We start from the raw sequence: 19,186 nt of genomic DNA on the forward strand, positions 1-19,186 counted from the left end.
CAATAAATGAAATTACAAGAACTAAAAAATATTGATATCTCCGGTAAAAGAGTATTTATTAGATGTGACTTTAATGTTCCAATGGATGAATATAATAATATAACTGATGATAGAAGAATAAGATCTGCCTTAAATACAATAAGATATTGTATTGATAATGATTGTTCAATTATATTAGCATCTCATTTTGGCAGACCAAAAAATGGTTTTGAAGAAAAATTCTCTTTAAAACCAATTGCTAAGAGACTACATACTTTATTAAAACAAGAAATTAAAATAGCAACAAGTACTATTTGTGATGAAACTATTGAAATGGCAAAAAATTTAAAAGCAGGTGATATTTTACTTTTAGAGAATATGAGATTTGAGGAAGGTGAAACTAAAAATGATCCACTGCTTAGTAAAACATTAGCTTCAATGGCAGATATTTTTGTAAATGATGCTTTTGGTGTTTCTCATCGTGCTCATGCATCTGTTGAAGGAATTGCACGTCACTTTGATATTGAACATAAAGCTGCTGGATTCTTACTGGCAAAAGAAATTAAATTTTTCCATCATATTGTTCATCAACCAAAACGGCCATTTGTATCTATTGTTGGTGGTTCAAAAGTTTCAGGAAAACTTCAAGCACTTTATAATCTTGTACCAAAAGTTGATAAAATTATTATCGGTGGAGGAATGGCCTTTACATTCTTAAAAGCCTTAGGTTATGAAGTTGGGAATTCATTAGTTGAAGATGATTTAATTCCAGAAGCTATTAAAATTATGGAACAAGCAAAAGAATTAGGAGTTAAATTTTACTTACCTGTAGATGTTGTTGCAGCTGAAGCCTTTGACGAAGAAGCTTTTGCTAAACCTACGACAGTTCAAGAAATTCCAAAAGGTTGGATGGGTCTTGATATTGGACCTGCTAGTTCTGTACTATTTGCACAAGCTTTAGAAGATGCTCATACTATTCTTTGGAATGGTCCAATGGGTGTTTATGAAATGGATAAATTTGCAAAAGGAAGTAGTAAACTTTCTCATGCCGTTGCTAGCTCGTATGCTACAACTGTTGTTGGTGGTGGAGATACCGCTGACTTAGTTAGAGTTACTGGTGATGAAGATGAAATGACATTTATAAGTACTGGTGGTGGAGCTTCTTTAGAATTAATTGAAGGAAAAGTATTACCAGGTGTTAAAGCACTTGTAATAGAGGAAGATTAATGTCTATTATTGCTTCAAACTTTAAAACTAATCATACAAGAAAATCAACAGCAACTTTTGTAAAAGAAGTAAATGATTTTTTAGTATCAAGTAAAATTACTAATGATGTATATATTTTCCCAACATCAACATCATTAGATACTTTTGATAGTGTTTCGAATCTTACTATGGGTACACAAAATGCATATGCAACAGTAAAGGGTTCTTTTACAGGTGAAATTGGAACAGAGCAATTAGATGAGTTTGGAATTAAAACTATTTTAATTGGGCACAGTGAAAGAAGGCATATTTTAGGTGAATCTCAAGAAGAAATAGCTAAAAAATTCGTTTTCTACAAAGAACTTGATTATAAAATAATTTACTGTATTGGAGAACCTTTAGAAGTTAAAGAAGCTGGATTAGAAAAAACATTAGAATATATTTATGAGCAATTTGTAGGAATCGATACAAATTATGAAAATTTAATCTTAGCTTATGAACCTGTATGGGCAATTGGTACGGGAGTAACAGCAACTAATGAGGATATTACATCGGTTCACTCTGCTATTAAATCTCAAATTGATAAACCTTTATTATATGGTGGTTCAGTAAAAGTTGCCAATGTAGCAGAAATATGTAAATTAGAAGGTGTTGACGGCGCATTAATCGGAACTGCTTCTTGGAATGTTGAAGATTTTAAACAAATTATTGAAAATACAAAGGATTTATAGATGTTTATGAAAGGCAAAAAAGGTGTTGTTTTAGGTGTTGCAAATAATAAGTCTATTGCTTATGGAATTGCTAAAGCATGTGCTGATCAAGGTGCTCAAATTGCATTTACTTATCTAAATGATTCTTTAAAAAAAAGAGTTGAACCAATAGCTCGTGAGTTTGAAAGTGAAAATTTAGTATATCCATGTGATGTATCAAATCCTTTAGAAATTAAAGCTTTAAAAGAATCTTTAGAGAAAGATATGGGGAAGATTGATTTTATTGTTCACTCAATTGCTTTTGCTCCAAAAGATGGATTAACAGGAAGATTTTATGATATTCCAAAAGCATCTTTTGATATTGCTATGGATGTATCTGTTTACTCACTAATTGAAGTTGTTAGAGAACTTAAACCAATTATGAGTGATAATTGTTCAGTGTTAACACTTTCTTATTATGGTGGGGTTAAATATATTCCAAACTATAATTTAATGGGTGTTGCAAAAGCAGCATTAGAGATGACTACAAAATATCTTGCAGAAGATTTAGGACGAGATGGAATTAGAGTAAATGCTATTTCAGCAGGTCCTATTAAAACTTTAGCAGCAGCTGGAATTGGTGAGTTTAGATTTATGCTTAAATGGAATGAAGCTCATTCACCTCTTAAAAAGAATGTAACAACAACAGAAGTTGGTAATTCTGGAATGTACTTACTTTCTGATTTAAGCTCAGCAGTAACAGGTGAAATTCACTATGTTGATTGTGGTTATAACATCATGGGTATGCCAGCAGTATCATTTGATGAGCAAGGTAAACAAACAATTGCCTGGGACGGAAATAAGTAGAAAGCGTAAGCTTTCGCACAATACCTACGTTGTCTAGAAAAGTCAAAACAATCACATACTTTAGTATGCTCTCGCTTTGACTTTTCTCTCCGCCTTGGTCTTGTACAAAATCTTACACTTTCTAAATACTTATTTATAAAGTAGAAAATTTTAATTTAGTATTTTTAGAATTTTAAATTAAAATTTAAATGAATAAAGAATAGGAAAAATATAAAAATGAATATAGATTTTAAAGAATTAGCAAACAAATATCAAACACCGTATTATGTATATGATTTTGATCATATTACTTCTCAATATGAGGAATTAAAAGGTGCTTTTAAAGCAAGAAAATCGATTTTAGCATATGCTGTAAAAGCAAATTCAAATTTATCAGTTATTAAACACCTAGCAGAATTAGGTGCAGGTGCAGATTGTGTATCAATTGGTGAAGTAAAAAGAGCCTTAAAAGTAGGTGTTGCTCCTTATAAAATCATTTTTTCAGGTGTTGGAAAAATTGATAGTGAGATTAAAGAAGCTTTAGATCTTGGTATTTTAATGATTAATGTTGAAAGTGCTGCAGAACTTGATAGAATAGAAACAATAGCAAAAGAGTTAGATGTAGTTGCTAGAATTTCTATTAGAGTAAATCCTAATATTGATCCACAAACACATCCATATATTTCAACAGGTTTACATGAAAATAAATTTGGTGTTGATATTGATACAGCAAAAAGAATGTATATTCAATGTAAAAACTCTAAAAACTTAGAACCTACAGGAATTCATTGTCATATTGGTTCTCAACTTACTCAACTTGATCCAATAATAGAATCGGTAAAAATTGTAGCTGATTTAGTAAGAAACCTTGCGGCAATTAAAATTGAACTTTCTTTTTTTGATGTTGGTGGTGGATTAGGTATTGTTTATAATGATGAAAAATTAATTAATACAAATGAGTATGCACAAGGAATTCTAGAGTGTCTATTTGGTTTAGATATCACAATTGTATGTGAACCAGGAAGATTTTTAGTTGGAAATTCTGGAGTATTTGTAACTAAAGTACTTTATGAAAAAGTAAATGGAAACAAAAGATTTGTTATTGTTGATGGGGCTATGAATGATTTAATTAGACCAGCCTTATATAATGCATATCATAAAGTTGAAGTATTAAATGATAATGAAGAATTAAGTGATTGTAATCTAGTGGGTCCTGTTTGTGAAAGTGGAGATTTCTTTGCTAAAAACATTAACTTACCTCAAACACAACATAATGATTTAGTTGCAATTTATTCAGCAGGAGCTTATTGTTTTACAATGGCTTCAAATTATAATACTAGAAATAAAGTAGCTGAAATTGCAGTAGAAAATGGAGAAGACAGACTTATTAGAAGAAGAGAAACTTTTGAAGATTTAATAGCACATGAAGAAGAGTTTTTAAATAATTAATTACTAGTAGAAAGGGTACTTATGAGTGAAGCAGGATTATTAGAATTAAGAGATAAACTTGATAATATAGATAATGAATTATTGAAACTTATTAATGAACGAATGGAAGTTGTTCATCAAGTAGGAGTTGTAAAAGCACATAGTGGTGGAGCAATTTATAGACCTGAAAGAGAAAAGGCTATTATTGATAGATTGGAATCTTTAAATACTGGAAAACTAAATAGAGCAGCTATCGAAGCACTTTTTTTAGAAATATTTGCAATTTCTAGGAATCTTGAACTTCCTGAAAATGTGGCTTATCTAGGACCTGAAGGTTCTTTTACTCATCAAGCAGCTGAAGGAAGATTTGGTGCAATGAGCTCTTATGTTTCAATTGCATCTATTAATGGAATCTTTAGAGAAGTTGATACAAAAAAAGCTAGATTTGGAGTTGTACCTATTGAAAATTCATCAAATGGAATAGTTACAGATACAATTAACTGCTTAAATGAATATAATTTGAAAATTATCGCAGAAGTTGTTCTTGATATTCATCATACGCTAGCTTCAACATGTGATAAAGTTGAAGATATAAAAAGAATTTATTCAAAAGATATTGCCTTTGAACAATGTAGAAAATTTTTAGCAAATTTTGGTTTAGATGAAGTTGAACAAATACCAATTGAATCAACTACTAAAGCTGCGAAAATTGCGATAAATGAGCCAGGAAGTGCTGCTATTTGTCCTCATGTTGGTGCAAAGTTAAATAACCTTCCTATTTTATTTGAAAATATAGAAGATAAAGATAATAATAGAACACGGTTTTTCATAATTAGTGATTTTGAAAATGGACAAAGTGGAAATGATAAAACATCAATTTTAGTAAAACTTTCAGATAAGCAAGGTGCACTTGTTGACTTTTTAATTGATTTTAGAAATGCTGGAGTTAATTTTACAAAAATTAAATCACATATTGCCGAAGGTAATTCAATGTTTTTTATTGATTTTGATGGACATAAAGATGATGATGGTATAAAAGAAATTTTAGATAAACATAAAGATTCAATAAAAATTTTAGGATCATATGTAAAAGAAATACACGATATTTAATAGTAATAAAAGTAGGAAGATAAATGAATTTTAATAAAGTATTAGAGAATGTTACAATTTATGAAGCTGGGAAGCCAATTGAATTAGTTGTGAGAGAGTATGGAATTGATCCTAAAGATATTATAAAATTAGCATCAAATGAAAACCCATATGGAACATCTCCAAAAGTAATTTCTAAGATTAAAGAGATTGCTGGAAATATGTTTGTATATCCAGATGATTCAATGTATGAATTAAAAGAAGCTTTAGCAAATAAGTTTGAAGTAAATGAATCAAATATTATAGTAGGTTCAGGAAGTGATCAAATTTTAGAGTTTTGTGTACATGCTAAATGTGATAGTAACTCAAAAATTTTAATGAGTAAAACTACATTTGCTATGTATGAAATTTATGGAAAGCAAACTGGTTCAAAAATTATAAAAACAAAAGATGATGAACATAATTTAGAACAATTCTCAGCACTTTATAAAGAACATGGTGCTGATATTATTTTTCTTTGTTTACCAAATAATCCTTTAGGGGAATGTTTAGATAAAGAAGATGTTTATGCCTTTTTAGAAACTATTGATAAAGATACATTAGTTGTAATTGATGGAGCTTATCAAGAATATGCTTCTTTTAAAGATGAAAAGAAAAAAATTAATCCAAAAGAATTAATAAATACATTTACTAATTGTATTTATTTAGGAACATTTTCTAAAGCTTATGCCTTAGGTGGTATGCGAGTTGGTTATGGAATAGCTCAAGAAGATATTATAAAAACTTTATATAAACTTCGTGCTCCTTTTAATATTACTACTTTAACACTAGCGGCTGCTATTGAAGCTTTAAAAGATGAAGAGTTTGTAACTTCTTGTATTGCTAAAAACTTTGATGAAATGAAAAGATATGAAGATTATGCAGAAAAAAAAGGTTTTGATTATATTGATTCATATACAAACTTTATTACATTAAAATTTGGGGATTTATATTCTTCAAAAGAAGTAGCTCAAAACTTACTAGAATTGGGTGTAATCGTACGGGATTTAACAGGTTATGGAGTTAATGCAATAAGAATTACTATTGGTTCAAATAGTCAGAATACAAGGGTATTTAAATTACTAGATAGTGTATTAGAAAAGTTAAAATAGACTTTGGGAGAAAGTATGAATATAAAAGATAAATCACTCGAAGAATTAGAAGAAGTATCTCAAAATATTAGAGATAGAATAATTGATGTAGTATCTAGAAAAGGTGGACATTTTTCTTCTACTTTAGGAGCAGTTGAATTAACTGTAGGTATGCATAAAGTATTTGATGCATTTAGTGATCCTTTTATATTTGATGTTTCTCACCAATGTTATCCTCATAAATTGTTAACAGGAAGATGGGAAGAGTTTGAAACTATTAGACAATTTGGTGGTCTAAGTGGTTTTACAAAACCAAATGAATCTAAAGCTGATTATTTTGTAGCAGGGCATAGTTCAACTTCTATTTCTCTTGCAGTGGGAGCAGCAAAATCAATAAAACTTAAAAATGAAAATAGAATCCCAGTTGTTATGATAGGAGATGGTTCTATGACAGCGGGAATGGTTTATGAGGCTTTAAATGAATTAGGTGATTTAAAACTTCCTGTTGTGATCATTTTAAATGATAATGAAATGTCAATTGCAAAACCAATTGGAGCGATTTCTAAACATCTTTCTAAATTACTTGCTGGGAAAACTTATCAAGGGTTCAAAGGTAGAGTTGATACATTTATAAAAAATAATATGCCAGATGGTACAACTTATATTGCTAAAAGAATGGAAGAAGCTATGAAGCTTATTACTCCTGGCATTTTATTTGAAGAAATGGGTATTGATTATATTGGACCTATTGATGGGCATAATTTAGAAGAAGTTATAGATACTTTAGAGTTAGCAAAGGGAATGAAAAAACCTGTAATTGTTCATGCTAGGACTGTAAAAGGGAAGGGCTATGAAATTGCAGAAGGTCAACATGAACATTGGCATGGAGTTGGTCCTTTTAATGTTGAAGATGGAACTTTTATAAAAAAAGCTGCGCCAAAAGCTGCAACAGCTGTATTTGCAGATGCTTTATGTAATCTTGCATGTAAGCATGAAAATATTGTAGGAGTTACTGCTGCAATGCCTAGTGGAACAGGTATAAATAAACTAATGGAAAAATTTCCAGAGAGATTTTGGGATGTTGCTATTGCTGAACAACATGCTGTTACTTCAATGGCTGCAATGGCAAAAGAAGGCTTTAAACCATATATTACAATTTATTCTACTTTCCTTCAACGTGGATATGATCAAATAATTCATGATGTATGTATAATGGATTTACCTGTAGTTTTTGCAATAGATAGAGCAGGGACTGTTGGAAATGATGGAGAGACTCATCAAGGTGCATTTGATATCTCATATTTAAGGTTTATTCCAAATATGATTGTGTTTGCACCAAGAGATAATGCAACTTTAGAAGAAGGATTATCTTTTGCTTATACTTTAACATCACCAAGTGCTATTAGATATCCAAGAGGTGCTTTTATAGAACTTGATTACCCTCTCGTTCCTTTCGAACTTGGAAAAGCGCAAGTGTTAAAAGAAGGTAAAAGCAAAAAACTATTTATTGGATATGGTGCAGCTGTAGGTCGTGCTTGTGAAACTGAAAAACTTCATGAAGAAGATATTGCAATTGTAGATTTAAGGTTTGTTAAGCCCTTAGATGAAGAGTGCTTAAAGGATTTATCTACAAGATATGATGATTGGTACATTTTCTCTGATTCTCAGAAACAAGGTGGAGTAGGAAGTGCTATTTTAGAATTTTTAAATGATGCAAATATAAATATTAAACTAACTACATTTGAGTATGAAGATAAGTTTATAGATCATGGAGATACAAAATTAATAGAAGAAAGTTTAGGTTTATTACCTGAAACCTTGGTAAATAGAATAAAATAATATGAATGATAAATATTTCAAATAAAAACTTTTACTCTGTATTTTCTAAAATCTCTTTTGTAATAATAGAACCATACTTTATTAATTCTTTTGCTTTATGGAAATCATAAAATTCACAAGTTTTATTTGAAATATTTATCATTATATCAGGTTGATGAGATGCTAATTGGTGTCTTGATATAACTTCTTGCATAGTTTCTATTGATTGATTAATGATTTCAAAATAACTAAGACTTTCTTTCTTTTTAATATTTTTCTGAAAAAAGTCTGTAATATTTTGTTTTATTTTACCTTTTGGTTTTTTTAATATACTCTTATGTTCTTTTTTTATATTTAAACTACTATTTAAATCTACAGCAATTACTAAATCAGAGAATTCAGAAATAGTAGGAACTATCGGTAGAGGATTTAAAATCCCACCATCAAAAAGCTCTGTGCCTTTTAGTGTAGTTGGGGTGAAAACAGTAGGAATAGAGATTGAAGCTCTTATAGCATCTTTTAGTGAACCTTTTTGAAGCCAAACTTCTTTTCTATTTTTTATATCAGTTGCTGTTGCTGTAAAAGATATTGGCAAATCTTCAATGTTTATATTACCTATCATTTCTTCAATTTTATTAAATACTTTATCCCCATTTATCATGCCATTTGCATTAAATGAAAAATCAACTAATTTTAAAATATCAAAGATATCAAAATTTGCAACCCATTCTTCGTATTCATCTAATTTTCCTGCGGCATAGAGACCACCAACTAATGCACCTATTGAAGAACCAGAAATTGATTTTATATCATAATCATTTTTTATTAGCTCTTTTATAACTCCAATATGAGCATAACCTCTAGCTCCTCCACTACCTAAAACTAAAGAGACGGTTTTTTTATTATTCATTTTATTTTAGAAATTTAACTTTTGGATTTTGTCATATCCATAAACATCTTTGTAAAAAGACAAATTACCATTTTTAACTTCAACTGTTTGATAAGTTAAGTGTATAGGTAACTTTTTATTTAATCTAATCGTATCTGTTTTCTCTTTATCAAAAATACTTCTTACTTTTTTATATGAGTATTTTGTATAGTTTTCAGATAAGTATTTCATTAGACTAATTGGATGCTCTAATCTTATACATCCATGACTTACAAATCGGATTTTTTCTTTACTTGATTTAAATCTCCAAGTTCCAATAGTGTCATGCATATAAACTGCATAGTCATTTGGAAAAATAAACTTCATTCTTCCCATTCCATTTGTTCTTGATGGAAGTTGAATAAATTTATATGGAATATATCTGACATTTTTCTTTAAATATTTTTTCCAATTTACATCTTTCCATTTTATTTTTTTTGAGCTAAGTTTATAGTTTTTTCTAATAACTATATTTTTCTTTTTTAAATAGTTTCTATCTTTTAATGCTTTTGGGATAATACTACTTTTTGCAATAGAATCTGGAATATTCCAAGTTGGATTAACAATAAAATATGCTAATTTACTTGAAAGTATCGGAGTTTGTGTATCTGCTGCACCGACAACTGTTCCAAAACTTTTTGTTTTCTTTCCTTCTTCATAAAAAGTAAAATCATGAGTTGGTACATTTAATTGAATAAAATTATCACTATTTGAATATTTAAGAAGCTTAAGTCTTTCAATATTTAATTTTAATTTATCTTGTTTCTGTTGTGAAAGTGATGTGTTGTTATTAAGCTCTTTTATAAGTGCAAAAAACTGTGGATGCTTTGGTGTATATGTTTTTAAGATATCTTTGATTGGAGTATTTGAATGATATTTCTTTAATAGTTCATTTTTATTTATATCTAAATTATAAACTTCATAATCTTGATTAACTTTTTTGTATTTACTTTTTTTTAATTCTTTTTTAAATGTACTTTGGTCAATACATGAATTACTTAAATTATTAGTATATGTATAAAAAAGATCTTCTAATTTTTTAGATTTTTCTATAGTATTTGCTAAGTTTAGAATATTAAGATATTCATCTTTACTTCCACATAATGATGAGTAAGTGTCATCTTTTAGTATTTCTAAAAATATAACTTCTTTATAAGTTAAACCAGCAAATTTATCAAAAGTGTCTTTTTTTACTCTCTCTTGAGATGATATAATTTCTTCGATTTCATTTTCAGTATTAATTGAAGTAGGTGCAACTTTTTGGGCTGTTTTACTTGAACAAGCACTTAATAGTACAAGAATTGCAATAGAGGATAAGATATTTGATATTTTCATTAGTAGTCCATAATTTGTTATTTAGCTTGTAGTATATACTAAAAAAGTAAACAGTTCTCTTATCAAGATAATAAGTATAATTATTTTAACCCATGAAAGCTTTCAATTTCTCTATACAAAGTCCCATAGCTGTACTTTCATATCCTTTAACCTTTTTGATATAAGGTTTACAAAACCCTTCAACCATTATAGCTCCTGCTTTTCCAAAGCATTCACCTGATTTTATATATTCATTCATGTTTTTTTCATTAAATTTCTCAAATTCATACGTAGTAATTGATATATCAATAATTTCTTTATCTTTTGATTTATAAATCATACAAGTAATTACAGAAGTTTCACTTCCGCTTTGAAGTTCAAGCATATATCTAGCATCATCTTCATCTTTTGCTTTTCTTAAAAGTAACCCTTTTGTTGTTACTACACTATCTGCTACTAATAAAGGCATATCTTCAATACCATATTTTTTATAAAGCTCATTAAATTTTCCTTTTGTAGCTTCATAACAAAAAGATTTAGGGTTTGTAGTTTTTATAGAATCTTCATCAAAATATCCACCATTTTGAATAAACTCTATTTTGGCATTATTTAGTAATAAAGCTCTAGTTTGAGAATTTGAACCAAGTCTTATCAAAGTAATCCTTTTATTGGAATTATACTTAATTTGTATATAATACAAATTTAATAATTATAAATAGAATTAGGATTTAAATATGAATGTTGTAGTAATTGGCGCTGGTGGAATTGGAGCTTACTATGGAATGATATTACATGAAGTTGGATGTAATATTACCTTTGTAGCAAGAGGTGAAAACTTAGCCTATTTAAAAGAAAATAAGTTAAAAATGACACATCCAGATTATATAATAGAAGATAAAATAAATACTTTAAGTATTGAAGAATTAACAGCATTAAACGCAGATGATTTTGATGCAATAATTATTGCTACAAAAGCAATGAGTACCCAAGGTATTTCCAAGACCTTAGCTTCATGGATTGAAAAATCATCTTCTGCTTTAAAAATACCATATTATATTTCATTACAAAATGGTGTAGAAAATGAAGATGTGATGCTTGAATATTATCCAAATGATTTTGTAATAGGAGGACTTACCCGTCTTATTGTATCTCACACAGTAAAATTAGGACATGTTCATTGTTCAGGCGAGGTTCAAACTCTAATAGGTGCAATAAAACACACAAAAGAGAATAAGAATTTCTTAGGAAAATTAAAAACTATTTTAGATAAAACACAAACAACTACTTTTATATGTGAAGATATAAAGTTAGAACTTTGGAATAAACTGATTATAAACAATGGTGTAAATGCCATTTGTGCACTTATTGAAGAAGAATCAGGTCCTTTATTGGAAAATGAAAAAACAGCAAAGCTTATATATGGACTTATGAGTGAAGCTGCGACTGCATCAAATGCAGTTGGAGTAAATTTATCACAAGATGATGCAGATAAAATGTTTGAATTAATGAAAACATTTCAGTCAGTTAAGCCATCTATGTGGGTTGATACACAAAATAATAGAGATTTGGAACTTGATGAAATTTGTGGAGTTGTTATAAAAAATTGTGAAAAACTTGGACTTGATGCTCCATATACAAGAACAATAGCTACTATACTAGAATATACATATAATAGGAAAAGAACTAATCTTCTTGAAACTATATAGATGAAATATTATGTGTTTTTAACGCTTACTGTTTTATTTTGGTCAGGAAACTTTGTCTTTGGAAGATTAATTTCACCAGAAGTAGAACCTGTAGAGCTAGCTTTTTTTAGATGGTTTTTTGTTGCATTGATTTTATTACCATATTTTATTTATAGATTTAAGTATATTATGCAGGTTTTTAAAAAAGAGTATTTTATAATTATCACATTTTCTATTTTAGGTATCTCTTGTTTTAATACACTATTATACATAGGTCTTCAAACAACAACTGCTACGAATGCCTTATTGATAAATTCCAGTATACCTATTATGATTATTGTGTTATCTGCCATTATCTTAAATAAAAAGATTACTAAAATACAAAGTGTTGGAATTGTTCTTTCGACTTTGGGTGTAATATTTTTAATATTAAAAGGTGATATAGATAATTTTATTACTTTAGAGTTTACAAGTGGAGATTTATGGATACTTGTTGCATGTGTTACTTGGGCTTTATATACAGTACTTTTAAAATATAAACCAAAAGAGTTAAATGCCTTTGATTTTTTGAGTATTACTGTATTTATAGGAATAGTTGTACTTGCTTTTGTATATTTCTCTTTAGGTTATAGTTTTGAGTTAGATTTTATACATAAAGATGAGGTTTTATATTCACTAATTTATATAGTAGTTTTTCCTTCATTACTTTCATTTTATTTTTGGAATATGTCAATTGTAGAAATTGGAGCAAATAAAGCTGGACAATTTACACATCTAATGCCAATATTTGGAGCTATCTTAGCTTATATCTTTTTAGGTGAAACATTAGAATTTTATCATTTAGTAGGTATTTTATTTATAGGAATTGGAATTTATTTATCAATATTTCTAAAAAAGGCATAAGTTTTAATGAATAGTATTATAGGTTTTTCTGGAATATTAATATTTTTATCTTTCCTATCTACTCTCTTTGCATATTTCTTTAATACAGAATTATTAGTATATGCAGGAGCTTTAGCTTGGGGTTCACTTCTAATTTTATTTTCTACAATTAAGAAAAAGAAGATGTTATTAATTCTTTTTGCATTAAGTTTTGTAGCTTTTCTTATTTCCTATATAAATGATTTTGATGTAAATATAGTAAAAGTATTTACAGTAAATCAATACTTATTAACTCTTTTAATAGGTGTTGGTTTTTTAAGACTTATTGCTATTCCAAAGCAAGAGCAGATAAGTCAAAATATATTGCCAAAAGGTAAAAACTCTTTTTTTAAAACATATTTAAGTGTTCACTTATTTGGCTCAGTAATAAACCTATCTTCATTAATTTTAGTTGCTGATAAACTATATAAAAAAGCACCTTTGACAAATATACAAATAATTCTTCTTACAAGAGCTTTTGCTTCTGATGCTTATTGGTCTCCCTTTTTTGTAGCTTTTGCTGCTGCTATTACTTATGCACCAAATTTATCTACATCAACCATACTTGTAAATGGAATCTTTTTAGCTCTAGTTACATTTGGTATTTCTTATTATGAGATTATTAGAAATAAAGATTTAGATATAGATGAGTTTAGAGGTTATCCATTATCTTTTAATAGTTTGTACTTACCAATTTGCTTGGCCTTTTTAGTTTTAATTACAAATCATTTTTATCCAGAGCTAAAAGTGATTATATTAGTTGCTACTTTTGCAATATTATTTACATTAATTGTACTACCAATAAAAAAAGGTTTTAAAAAAGCAAAAGAGAAGTTTTTAAATCACATAAATAACGACCTTCCAAATATGAAAATGGAGATGTCACTTTTTTTAGTAGCAGGTATGTTTGGTATTTCTGTAGGTTCAATTTTAATTGGACTTGATATTGCTTTACCTTTTGAAAAGTTTAATTGGTTTATTGCTTCAATACTTTTAGCTATTTTTATTGTTTTAGCATTTGTTGGAATTCATCCAATTATTACAATAGCAATTATTGGTGATCTTTTATCAAGTGTAAATCATACTTTATTAGCTATTACTTTTTTAATGGCTTGGTCTACAACGGTTTCAACTTCTCCTTTTAGTGGATTAAATCTTACAATTGTTGCTAGATATAATGTTGAGGGAAAAAGAATATTTAAATTAAATATTTTTTATGCTTTAAAAATGTATGTTATTTGTGTGATATGTTTGTATTTTTTATCTAAATATTTAAATTTGTAATAAAATCATACAATTATCATATTACTAATATATAATTTTCATATAAAAGGTAGATGCAAACTCATTTGTATCCTTTCTGCTTCCTAAATTATAAATATTTGCATTTACCCTTTTTTTTACTTATATTGGTTACAATTATCTCATCTTACAAAAAGTGACTATTCCATGAATCTATTTCTAATATTATTATCAAAAATTTCACCTCTATATTTAAATATTGTACTTGGATATATTTTAACAAAATATTTAAAAGTTAGAAGAGATTATGTTGCTTTTATTCTTATATATATTTTAGGGCCAATTGTAATATTCTTTGCAACATTATCAATTAATATTAATATGCAACTTTTGTTTTTACCTGTGTTTGTATTTATTTTTGGTTCAAGTATTGCCTTTTTTGTCCTTTATAGATATAAAAATGAATGGAAAGATGCTAGTATAAATACTCTTGCTTTTACATGCGGAACTGGAAATACAGGTTATTTTGGTATTCCTCTTGCTATGATTTTATTAAGTCCCCAAAATGCTAATATATTTATTTTTGCTACTTTAGCTTCTTTATTTTATGAAAATACTACAGGCTTTTATGTAACAGCAAAAGGCTCTTTTACTGCACGTCAATCAATAATTAAGATTATAAGATTACCACTTCTTTATGCTTTTATTGCTGGACTTTCTTTAAATATAATAGGTGTTGATGTTCCTTCTTTTGTTGTACCATATTTTGAAATAATAAAGTGGGGATATGGAATACTAGGAATGATGATGCTTGGTATGGGAATGAAAGGCTTTAATTTAGCAGAAGATATGGATAAAAAATTTATAAAAATTGCATATTTCTTTAAATTTTTCTTTTGGCCAGCTGTAATACTCTTAATCATTTTTATTGATAAAAACTTCTTTGGTTTATTAAGTGAAGATATTTATGATGTTTTATTCTTATTTTCAATTGTACCACTTGCAGGGAATACAATAACACTTGCAGTTTTATTAAATGCAAAACCACAAAAGGCATCTTTTACAGTATTGTTAAGTAATTTAATATCCGTAATTTACATACCAATTATGTTGTATTTATATGGTGGTGTCTAGAAGAAATTAATCTATAATTCTTCTAGACGTCCAGTAAGTTTTTTTATAAAAAGGCTTATCTACTTTTGAGAATTTCACACCTTTAATTGAGGCATGCATAAAATCTCCATTACCCATATATACACCAACATGTCTATCAACTTTTCCAGTTTTAAAGAAAATTAAATCTCCTAATTCAAGCTCAGATTTAGCTACTTCTGTACCTACTTTAACTTGAGTTCTAGTGCTTCTTGGAATTTTTATATCGAATTTCTCTTTATAAATTCTTTGTGTGAAAGCAGAACAATCAATACCTTTTTTAGAGTTTCCTCCAAATCTGTATTTTACGTGCTTCCATTCATTATAAAAGTCCATAAATTGTTTATTCATATCTATTGCATCATTTTTAGATAAGGTATCATCTTCTTCTAGTAATTCTTTATATTCTTTTGGATTTATGATTGGTTCATACTCTAAAGTAGCTTCTTTTTCTAGAACTAAAGGCTTTGTTTTGTATAAAGTGTTTTCTACATAAATATCAGATTTATTTTGGCAGGCTGTAAAAAATAGAAATAAAGGTAAAGTTAAATAAAATTTTCTAATCATTCATATTCCTTGTAATAATTGGTATATTACTAATTATAACGTTTAATCACTTAATCAAGAATCCTTTGAGACTTCCAATAGTGCTTATGAAAGTAGGTATTATCAAGTTTTGAAATAGTTACACCTTTTTTTGTAGAAGCATGCATAAACTTTCCTTTTTCTAAATATATGCCAACATGACGTGAATTTCTACCCGTTTTAAAAAATACCAAATCTCCTAATTTTAACTGAGATTTTTTAATACTTTTTCCTTTTTTTGATTGTTGCAGTGTTGTTCTTGGGATTTTTATACTAAGTGTTTTTTTAAAAGCTTTTTGAATAAAAGCAGAGCAATCTATACCTTTTTTAGAGTTTCCTCCATATTTATATTTTACTCCTTTCCATTCACTATAGAAGTTTGTGAAATTTTTGTTAATACTATCTTTTTTACGTTTATTTTGAAGAATTGTCTTTTGTAAAGAAGCACTAGGATATGGCAAATTTGTTGGACTTAATTCAGTATTCTTTTTAGAACAGCCAATAAAGAGATATATAAATAGCGCAAATAATATTATTTTCTGAGTTTTCATATAAACATGATAATTTAAATTTATAATTATGTCAAGCTATACTTTTATAGTGCTATAATAAATGATAAATTTTTTATAAAGGATACAATATGTTTAAATTTATTAATTTATTCTTTATTGTTTTAATGACTTTATTTTTTACAGCATGTATTTCAAAAAGTGTAAATAGTTTACATAGTGTAGAAAATTATATCGATTTATCAAAGTCAGAAAAGCAAAATACAATAGATAGATGTACTTATAGTTCTTATATTTTAAATACTTCAAATGTTGAATATGGGGATATATTTATTGAGGAAGTTAATTTAAATAATAATTGCCAATGGAATGGTTTTCAAAGATCATTTTTTGATGATTTATTTAAAGAAAAGACGGCTATTAAAACAATGGTTGCACTTGAAAGATTAGATTTTCCTTCATACGAATTTAGTACTTATTTAATCAATAATAAATATGTAATGAATTTAATATATGAATTTTCTATGAATGGAAATAAATTTATAGTAGATTATAAAGGAAAACTTTTTTCAGAAATGATTAAACAATTTGATATAAGTTATAAAAATAAATATTTGGATAAACCAAGATTTTCATCAAAATACAATAGTAGTTTAGTAAATCAGAATATAATTAAAAACTATTTTAATGTAGAAATTGAACCTTTAGATTAGAAATTGGATAAATAATTTAAATATACAATTCGTGCACAATCTTTACTAATAATGTATAAATAGAAATTAGTAAAGGAATCAAAATGCTAAAAAATATATTTTTATTATTTATTACAATTGTCTTTTTTTCAGGATGCCATAGATATCACCATAATGTTAGAACTATAATTAGTCCTACAATAATTTTTAAACCTTTTCATTTTAATAGTAGCTATCACCATAATTATAGAGGACATTATCCTTCATATCATAAAAGAGGAAGAGCTCATTAAGGTTTTGCTATAATCTTTTAATGAAAAAGATTAATTTATTTATAATTATATACTCAATTATTGTAATTTTATCAGTTATGTATGCAACACAGCCTTTACAACCTTTACTTGCAGAAAAATTTAATATCTCAATTATTAAAGCCTCTCAATTTACTGCAATTATTATGCTTTTTCTAGCAATTTCTCCTATTATCTATGGATATATACTAGAGAAAGTTTGTGCAAAAAAGATGCTATTGGTAGCTACATTTACACTTTTAATTACAAATATGTTCTTAGGATTTTCAACATCTTACGAAAGCTTTCTTTTTTTTAGAGTTTGTGAAGCTATTGTAACTCCAGCAATTTTAACAGCACTTATGTCAATTTTAGCAAACATAGATAAAGAAAATATAAAATTTAATATGTCTATTTATGTGGCTTCTACAGTGTTTGGAGGTCTTGTAGGAAGACTCTTTTCCGGTTTTATTGCCACAAATTTTTCTTATGAGTATGTTTTTTATTCTTTAAGTTTTGCTCTTTTTATATCATTATTTTTAATTCAAAAACTTTCATATGAAGGTGAAGCAAAAATTGTAAAACCAAAATTAAAAGATATAAGTAATATTTTAAAAGATAAACGTTTTACTCTTGTCTATTTTCTAATGTTTTGCATGTTCTATGTTTTTGCTGGTGTTTTAAATGTTTTACCTTTTAGAGTAAAAGATATTTCAATGGACATTTCTGAGTTTCAGATAAGTTTATTGTACTTAGGATATGGAATGGGTATAGTTGTATCTTTATCTTCAAAGAAAATAATAAGTTTTTTTAAAAATGAGCATAATACTATTATCTATGCCTTACTTTTCTTTTGTTTTATTGCCTTTTTCCTTTTGACAACAAATCTTATATTTTTATTTATAATGCTTTTTTTATTTTGTATTGGAATGTTTACTATTCATACTGTAAGTACTGGTTTAGCAAATTCTATGAAATCTTCACAAAAAGCACTAACTTCAGGAATGTACTTAAGCTTTTATTACTTCGGAGGAGCAACAGGTTCTTTTATACCTTCAATTATTTACGAAAAATTTGGATGGGATATGATGATTTATAGTTTTATAGGAATTCTGTCTTTGTTAATTTTAATAGTATTTAAATCTAAAAGTTTATTTTTGAAAGAGGACTAATTTTAAATTAGCCCTTCTTTTTAAGTTTTTTCTAAAATCCTCTTAATGTAACACCTAAGTAAATAGCTATAATTCCTAAAATAATATTGGCAGGAATATAGTATTTTGCAATTGGTGCCAAGTTATTTTTAGCAGCTAAAAAATCACCTTGAATAAAAGCTTTTTCTGCTTTGTTTCTTTTTATATAGATAGTGATAAAGATTATAGTCATAACAGTCCAGATAGCTTCTTTAACTATTACAAAACTGTATAAAGCTGTTCCTTTAAATCCTAACGCTATTATCATGATAACAGCTGTTATAAGTAAAATCAAAATGGCAGGGATTACCATATTAAAAAATCTTTTTAAATTTTCTAGTGTTCTTTCAATTTTTATTTTTGGTTCTGCAATATTTTGAATAGAGTAATGAACTGCAAATCTAATTGCAATCATTCCTCCAACCCATAATACTGCTGATATTACATGTAAAAAAACTATTAATGATGAAAAGTTATTAAATAATTCTGTCAT

20 protein-coding genes are annotated in these 19,186 nt (G+C 27.4%); 14 read left to right on the forward strand and 6 right to left on the reverse strand.

Annotated elements, in window-relative coordinates; all coding sequences use genetic code 11:
- Nucleotides 1-6: 6 nt before the first annotated feature.
- The 7 genes from KO488_RS07155 (at nucleotide 7) to dxs (ending at nucleotide 8,206) form a co-directional block, all read left to right on the forward strand.
- Nucleotides 7-1,206: a phosphoglycerate kinase gene (locus tag KO488_RS07155; RefSeq protein ID WP_216058103.1), complete on the forward strand. Its 1,200-nt coding sequence runs from the start codon at nucleotides 7-9 to the stop codon at nucleotides 1,204-1,206.
- A complete protein-coding gene (locus tag KO488_RS07160; RefSeq protein WP_216058104.1) occupies nucleotides 1,206-1,916 on the forward strand; it encodes a triose-phosphate isomerase in 711 nt (236 codons plus the stop codon). Before KO488_RS07155 ends, KO488_RS07160 begins: the two co-directional genes overlap by 1 nt.
- Entirely contained in the window at nucleotides 1,917-2,741 is an 825-nt protein-coding gene (gene fabI, locus KO488_RS07165; RefSeq protein WP_216058105.1) for an enoyl-ACP reductase FabI, read from the forward strand.
- A 216-nt stretch (nucleotides 2,742-2,957) separates the two neighbouring features.
- A complete protein-coding gene (gene lysA / locus KO488_RS07170) occupies nucleotides 2,958-4,169 on the forward strand; it encodes a diaminopimelate decarboxylase (protein WP_216058106.1) in 1,212 nt (403 codons plus the stop codon).
- 21 nt (nucleotides 4,170-4,190) lie between these two features.
- Complete coding sequence (gene pheA, locus KO488_RS07175; RefSeq protein ID WP_216058107.1) at nucleotides 4,191-5,258, forward strand: chorismate mutase; 1,068 nt, start codon at nucleotides 4,191-4,193, stop codon at nucleotides 5,256-5,258.
- Between the two features lie 23 nt (nucleotides 5,259-5,281).
- Nucleotides 5,282-6,388 carry a histidinol-phosphate transaminase gene (gene hisC / locus KO488_RS07180; RefSeq protein WP_216058108.1) on the forward strand — a complete coding sequence of 369 codons (1,107 nt, stop codon included), beginning with the start codon at nucleotides 5,282-5,284 and terminating at the stop codon, nucleotides 6,386-6,388.
- Nucleotides 6,389-6,403: 15 nt separating this feature from the next.
- Nucleotides 6,404-8,206 carry a 1-deoxy-D-xylulose-5-phosphate synthase gene (gene dxs, locus KO488_RS07185; RefSeq protein WP_216058109.1) on the forward strand — a complete coding sequence of 601 codons (1,803 nt, stop codon included), beginning with the start codon at nucleotides 6,404-6,406 and terminating at the stop codon, nucleotides 8,204-8,206.
- A 31-nt stretch (nucleotides 8,207-8,237) separates the two neighbouring features.
- Here the strand turns inward: dxs and KO488_RS07190 are convergent, their stop codons facing one another.
- The 3 genes from KO488_RS07190 to maf form a co-directional block, all read right to left on the reverse strand.
- Entirely contained in the window at nucleotides 8,238-9,095 is an 858-nt protein-coding gene (locus KO488_RS07190) for a patatin-like phospholipase family protein (RefSeq protein ID WP_216058110.1), read from the reverse strand.
- A 6-nt stretch (nucleotides 9,096-9,101) separates the two neighbouring features.
- Entirely contained in the window at nucleotides 9,102-10,448 is a 1,347-nt protein-coding gene (locus KO488_RS07195) for a L,D-transpeptidase family protein (protein ID WP_216058111.1), read from the reverse strand.
- Nucleotides 10,449-10,533: 85 nt separating this feature from the next.
- Nucleotides 10,534-11,082 carry a septum formation inhibitor Maf gene (maf, locus tag KO488_RS07200; protein ID WP_216058112.1) on the reverse strand — a complete coding sequence of 183 codons (549 nt, stop codon included), beginning with the start codon at nucleotides 11,080-11,082 and terminating at the stop codon, nucleotides 10,534-10,536.
- Between the two features lie 79 nt (nucleotides 11,083-11,161).
- Between maf and KO488_RS07205 the strand changes: the two genes are divergently transcribed.
- The 4 genes from KO488_RS07205 (at nucleotide 11,162) to KO488_RS07220 (ending at nucleotide 15,409) form a co-directional block, all read left to right on the forward strand.
- A complete protein-coding gene (locus KO488_RS07205; RefSeq protein WP_216058113.1) occupies nucleotides 11,162-12,133 on the forward strand; it encodes a ketopantoate reductase family protein in 972 nt (323 codons plus the stop codon).
- On the forward strand, nucleotides 12,134-13,015 hold the full coding sequence (locus KO488_RS07210; RefSeq protein WP_216058114.1) for a DMT family transporter: 882 nt from the start codon (nucleotides 12,134-12,136) through the stop codon (nucleotides 13,013-13,015).
- Between the two features lie 6 nt (nucleotides 13,016-13,021).
- Nucleotides 13,022-14,317, forward strand: coding sequence for a tellurium resistance protein TerC (locus KO488_RS07215; protein ID WP_216058115.1), 1,296 nt, complete (start codon nucleotides 13,022-13,024; stop codon nucleotides 14,315-14,317).
- 165 nt (nucleotides 14,318-14,482) lie between these two features.
- Nucleotides 14,483-15,409, forward strand: coding sequence for an AEC family transporter (locus KO488_RS07220; protein ID WP_216058116.1), 927 nt, complete (start codon nucleotides 14,483-14,485; stop codon nucleotides 15,407-15,409).
- A gap of 6 nt (nucleotides 15,410-15,415) precedes the next feature.
- Here the strand turns inward: KO488_RS07220 and KO488_RS07225 are convergent, their stop codons facing one another.
- Nucleotides 15,416-15,994: an NlpC/P60 family protein gene (locus tag KO488_RS07225; RefSeq protein ID WP_216058117.1), complete on the reverse strand. Its 579-nt coding sequence runs from the start codon at nucleotides 15,992-15,994 to the stop codon at nucleotides 15,416-15,418.
- Between the two features lie 50 nt (nucleotides 15,995-16,044).
- Nucleotides 16,045-16,563, reverse strand: coding sequence for an NlpC/P60 family protein (locus KO488_RS07230; RefSeq protein ID WP_216058118.1), 519 nt, complete (start codon nucleotides 16,561-16,563; stop codon nucleotides 16,045-16,047).
- Nucleotides 16,564-16,652: 89 nt separating this feature from the next.
- Here KO488_RS07230 and KO488_RS07235 point away from each other — a divergent pair, with 89 nt between their 5' ends.
- The 3 genes from KO488_RS07235 to KO488_RS07245 all read left to right on the forward strand — a co-directional run bounded on the left by KO488_RS07235 (nucleotide 16,653) and on the right by KO488_RS07245 (nucleotide 18,675).
- Nucleotides 16,653-17,234, forward strand: a complete 582-nt coding sequence (locus tag KO488_RS07235; protein WP_216058119.1) for a hypothetical protein — start codon at nucleotides 16,653-16,655, stop codon at nucleotides 17,232-17,234.
- Between the two features lie 83 nt (nucleotides 17,235-17,317).
- Nucleotides 17,318-17,506 (forward strand): hypothetical protein, encoded by a 189-nt coding sequence (locus tag KO488_RS07240; RefSeq protein ID WP_216058120.1) that lies wholly within the window; start codon nucleotides 17,318-17,320, stop codon nucleotides 17,504-17,506.
- 20 nt (nucleotides 17,507-17,526) lie between these two features.
- Nucleotides 17,527-18,675: an MFS transporter gene (locus KO488_RS07245; protein WP_216058121.1), complete on the forward strand. Its 1,149-nt coding sequence runs from the start codon at nucleotides 17,527-17,529 to the stop codon at nucleotides 18,673-18,675.
- 31 nt (nucleotides 18,676-18,706) lie between these two features.
- Here the strand turns inward: KO488_RS07245 and KO488_RS07250 are convergent, their stop codons facing one another.
- Nucleotides 18,707-19,186 (reverse strand): hypothetical protein, encoded by a 480-nt coding sequence (locus KO488_RS07250; protein WP_216058122.1) that lies wholly within the window; start codon nucleotides 19,184-19,186, stop codon nucleotides 18,707-18,709.

Source organism: Poseidonibacter lekithochrous, from assembly GCF_018861145.1.
Taxonomy (GTDB): domain Bacteria; phylum Campylobacterota; class Campylobacteria; order Campylobacterales; family Arcobacteraceae; genus Poseidonibacter; species Poseidonibacter lekithochrous_A.

Excerpts from the sequence above, each read along its gene's own strand:
- fabI (WP_216058105.1), top strand. The coding sequence starts at position 1,917 with ATGTTTATGAAAGGCAAAAAAGGTGTTGTTTTAGGTGTTGCAAATAAT.
- KO488_RS07245 (WP_216058121.1), top strand. The coding sequence starts at position 17,527 with ATGAAAAAGATTAATTTATTTATAATTATATACTCAATTATTGTAATT.
- KO488_RS07190 (WP_216058110.1), bottom strand. The coding sequence starts at position 9,095 with ATGAATAATAAAAAAACCGTCTCTTTAGTTTTAGGTAGTGGAGGAGCT.
- KO488_RS07215 (WP_216058115.1), top strand. The coding sequence starts at position 13,022 with ATGAATAGTATTATAGGTTTTTCTGGAATATTAATATTTTTATCTTTC.
- KO488_RS07220 (WP_216058116.1), top strand. The coding sequence starts at position 14,483 with ATGAATCTATTTCTAATATTATTATCAAAAATTTCACCTCTATATTTA.
- dxs (WP_216058109.1), top strand. The coding sequence starts at position 6,404 with ATGAATATAAAAGATAAATCACTCGAAGAATTAGAAGAAGTATCTCAA.
- KO488_RS07240 (WP_216058120.1), top strand. The coding sequence starts at position 17,318 with ATGCTAAAAAATATATTTTTATTATTTATTACAATTGTCTTTTTTTCA.
- KO488_RS07235 (WP_216058119.1), top strand. The coding sequence starts at position 16,653 with ATGTTTAAATTTATTAATTTATTCTTTATTGTTTTAATGACTTTATTT.
- KO488_RS07230 (WP_216058118.1), bottom strand. The coding sequence starts at position 16,563 with ATGAAAACTCAGAAAATAATATTATTTGCGCTATTTATATATCTCTTT.
- KO488_RS07195 (WP_216058111.1), bottom strand. The coding sequence starts at position 10,448 with ATGAAAATATCAAATATCTTATCCTCTATTGCAATTCTTGTACTATTA.
- KO488_RS07155 (WP_216058103.1), top strand. The coding sequence starts at position 7 with ATGAAATTACAAGAACTAAAAAATATTGATATCTCCGGTAAAAGAGTA.
- KO488_RS07160 (WP_216058104.1), top strand. The coding sequence starts at position 1,206 with ATGTCTATTATTGCTTCAAACTTTAAAACTAATCATACAAGAAAATCA.
- pheA (WP_216058107.1), top strand. The coding sequence starts at position 4,191 with ATGAGTGAAGCAGGATTATTAGAATTAAGAGATAAACTTGATAATATA.
- KO488_RS07225 (WP_216058117.1), bottom strand. The coding sequence starts at position 15,994 with ATGATTAGAAAATTTTATTTAACTTTACCTTTATTTCTATTTTTTACA.
- KO488_RS07250 (WP_216058122.1), bottom strand. The coding sequence starts at position 19,186 with ATGACAGAATTATTTAATAACTTTTCATCATTAATAGTTTTTTTACAT.
- lysA (WP_216058106.1), top strand. The coding sequence starts at position 2,958 with ATGAATATAGATTTTAAAGAATTAGCAAACAAATATCAAACACCGTAT.
- hisC (WP_216058108.1), top strand. The coding sequence starts at position 5,282 with ATGAATTTTAATAAAGTATTAGAGAATGTTACAATTTATGAAGCTGGG.
- KO488_RS07210 (WP_216058114.1), top strand. The coding sequence starts at position 12,134 with ATGAAATATTATGTGTTTTTAACGCTTACTGTTTTATTTTGGTCAGGA.
- KO488_RS07205 (WP_216058113.1), top strand. The coding sequence starts at position 11,162 with ATGAATGTTGTAGTAATTGGCGCTGGTGGAATTGGAGCTTACTATGGA.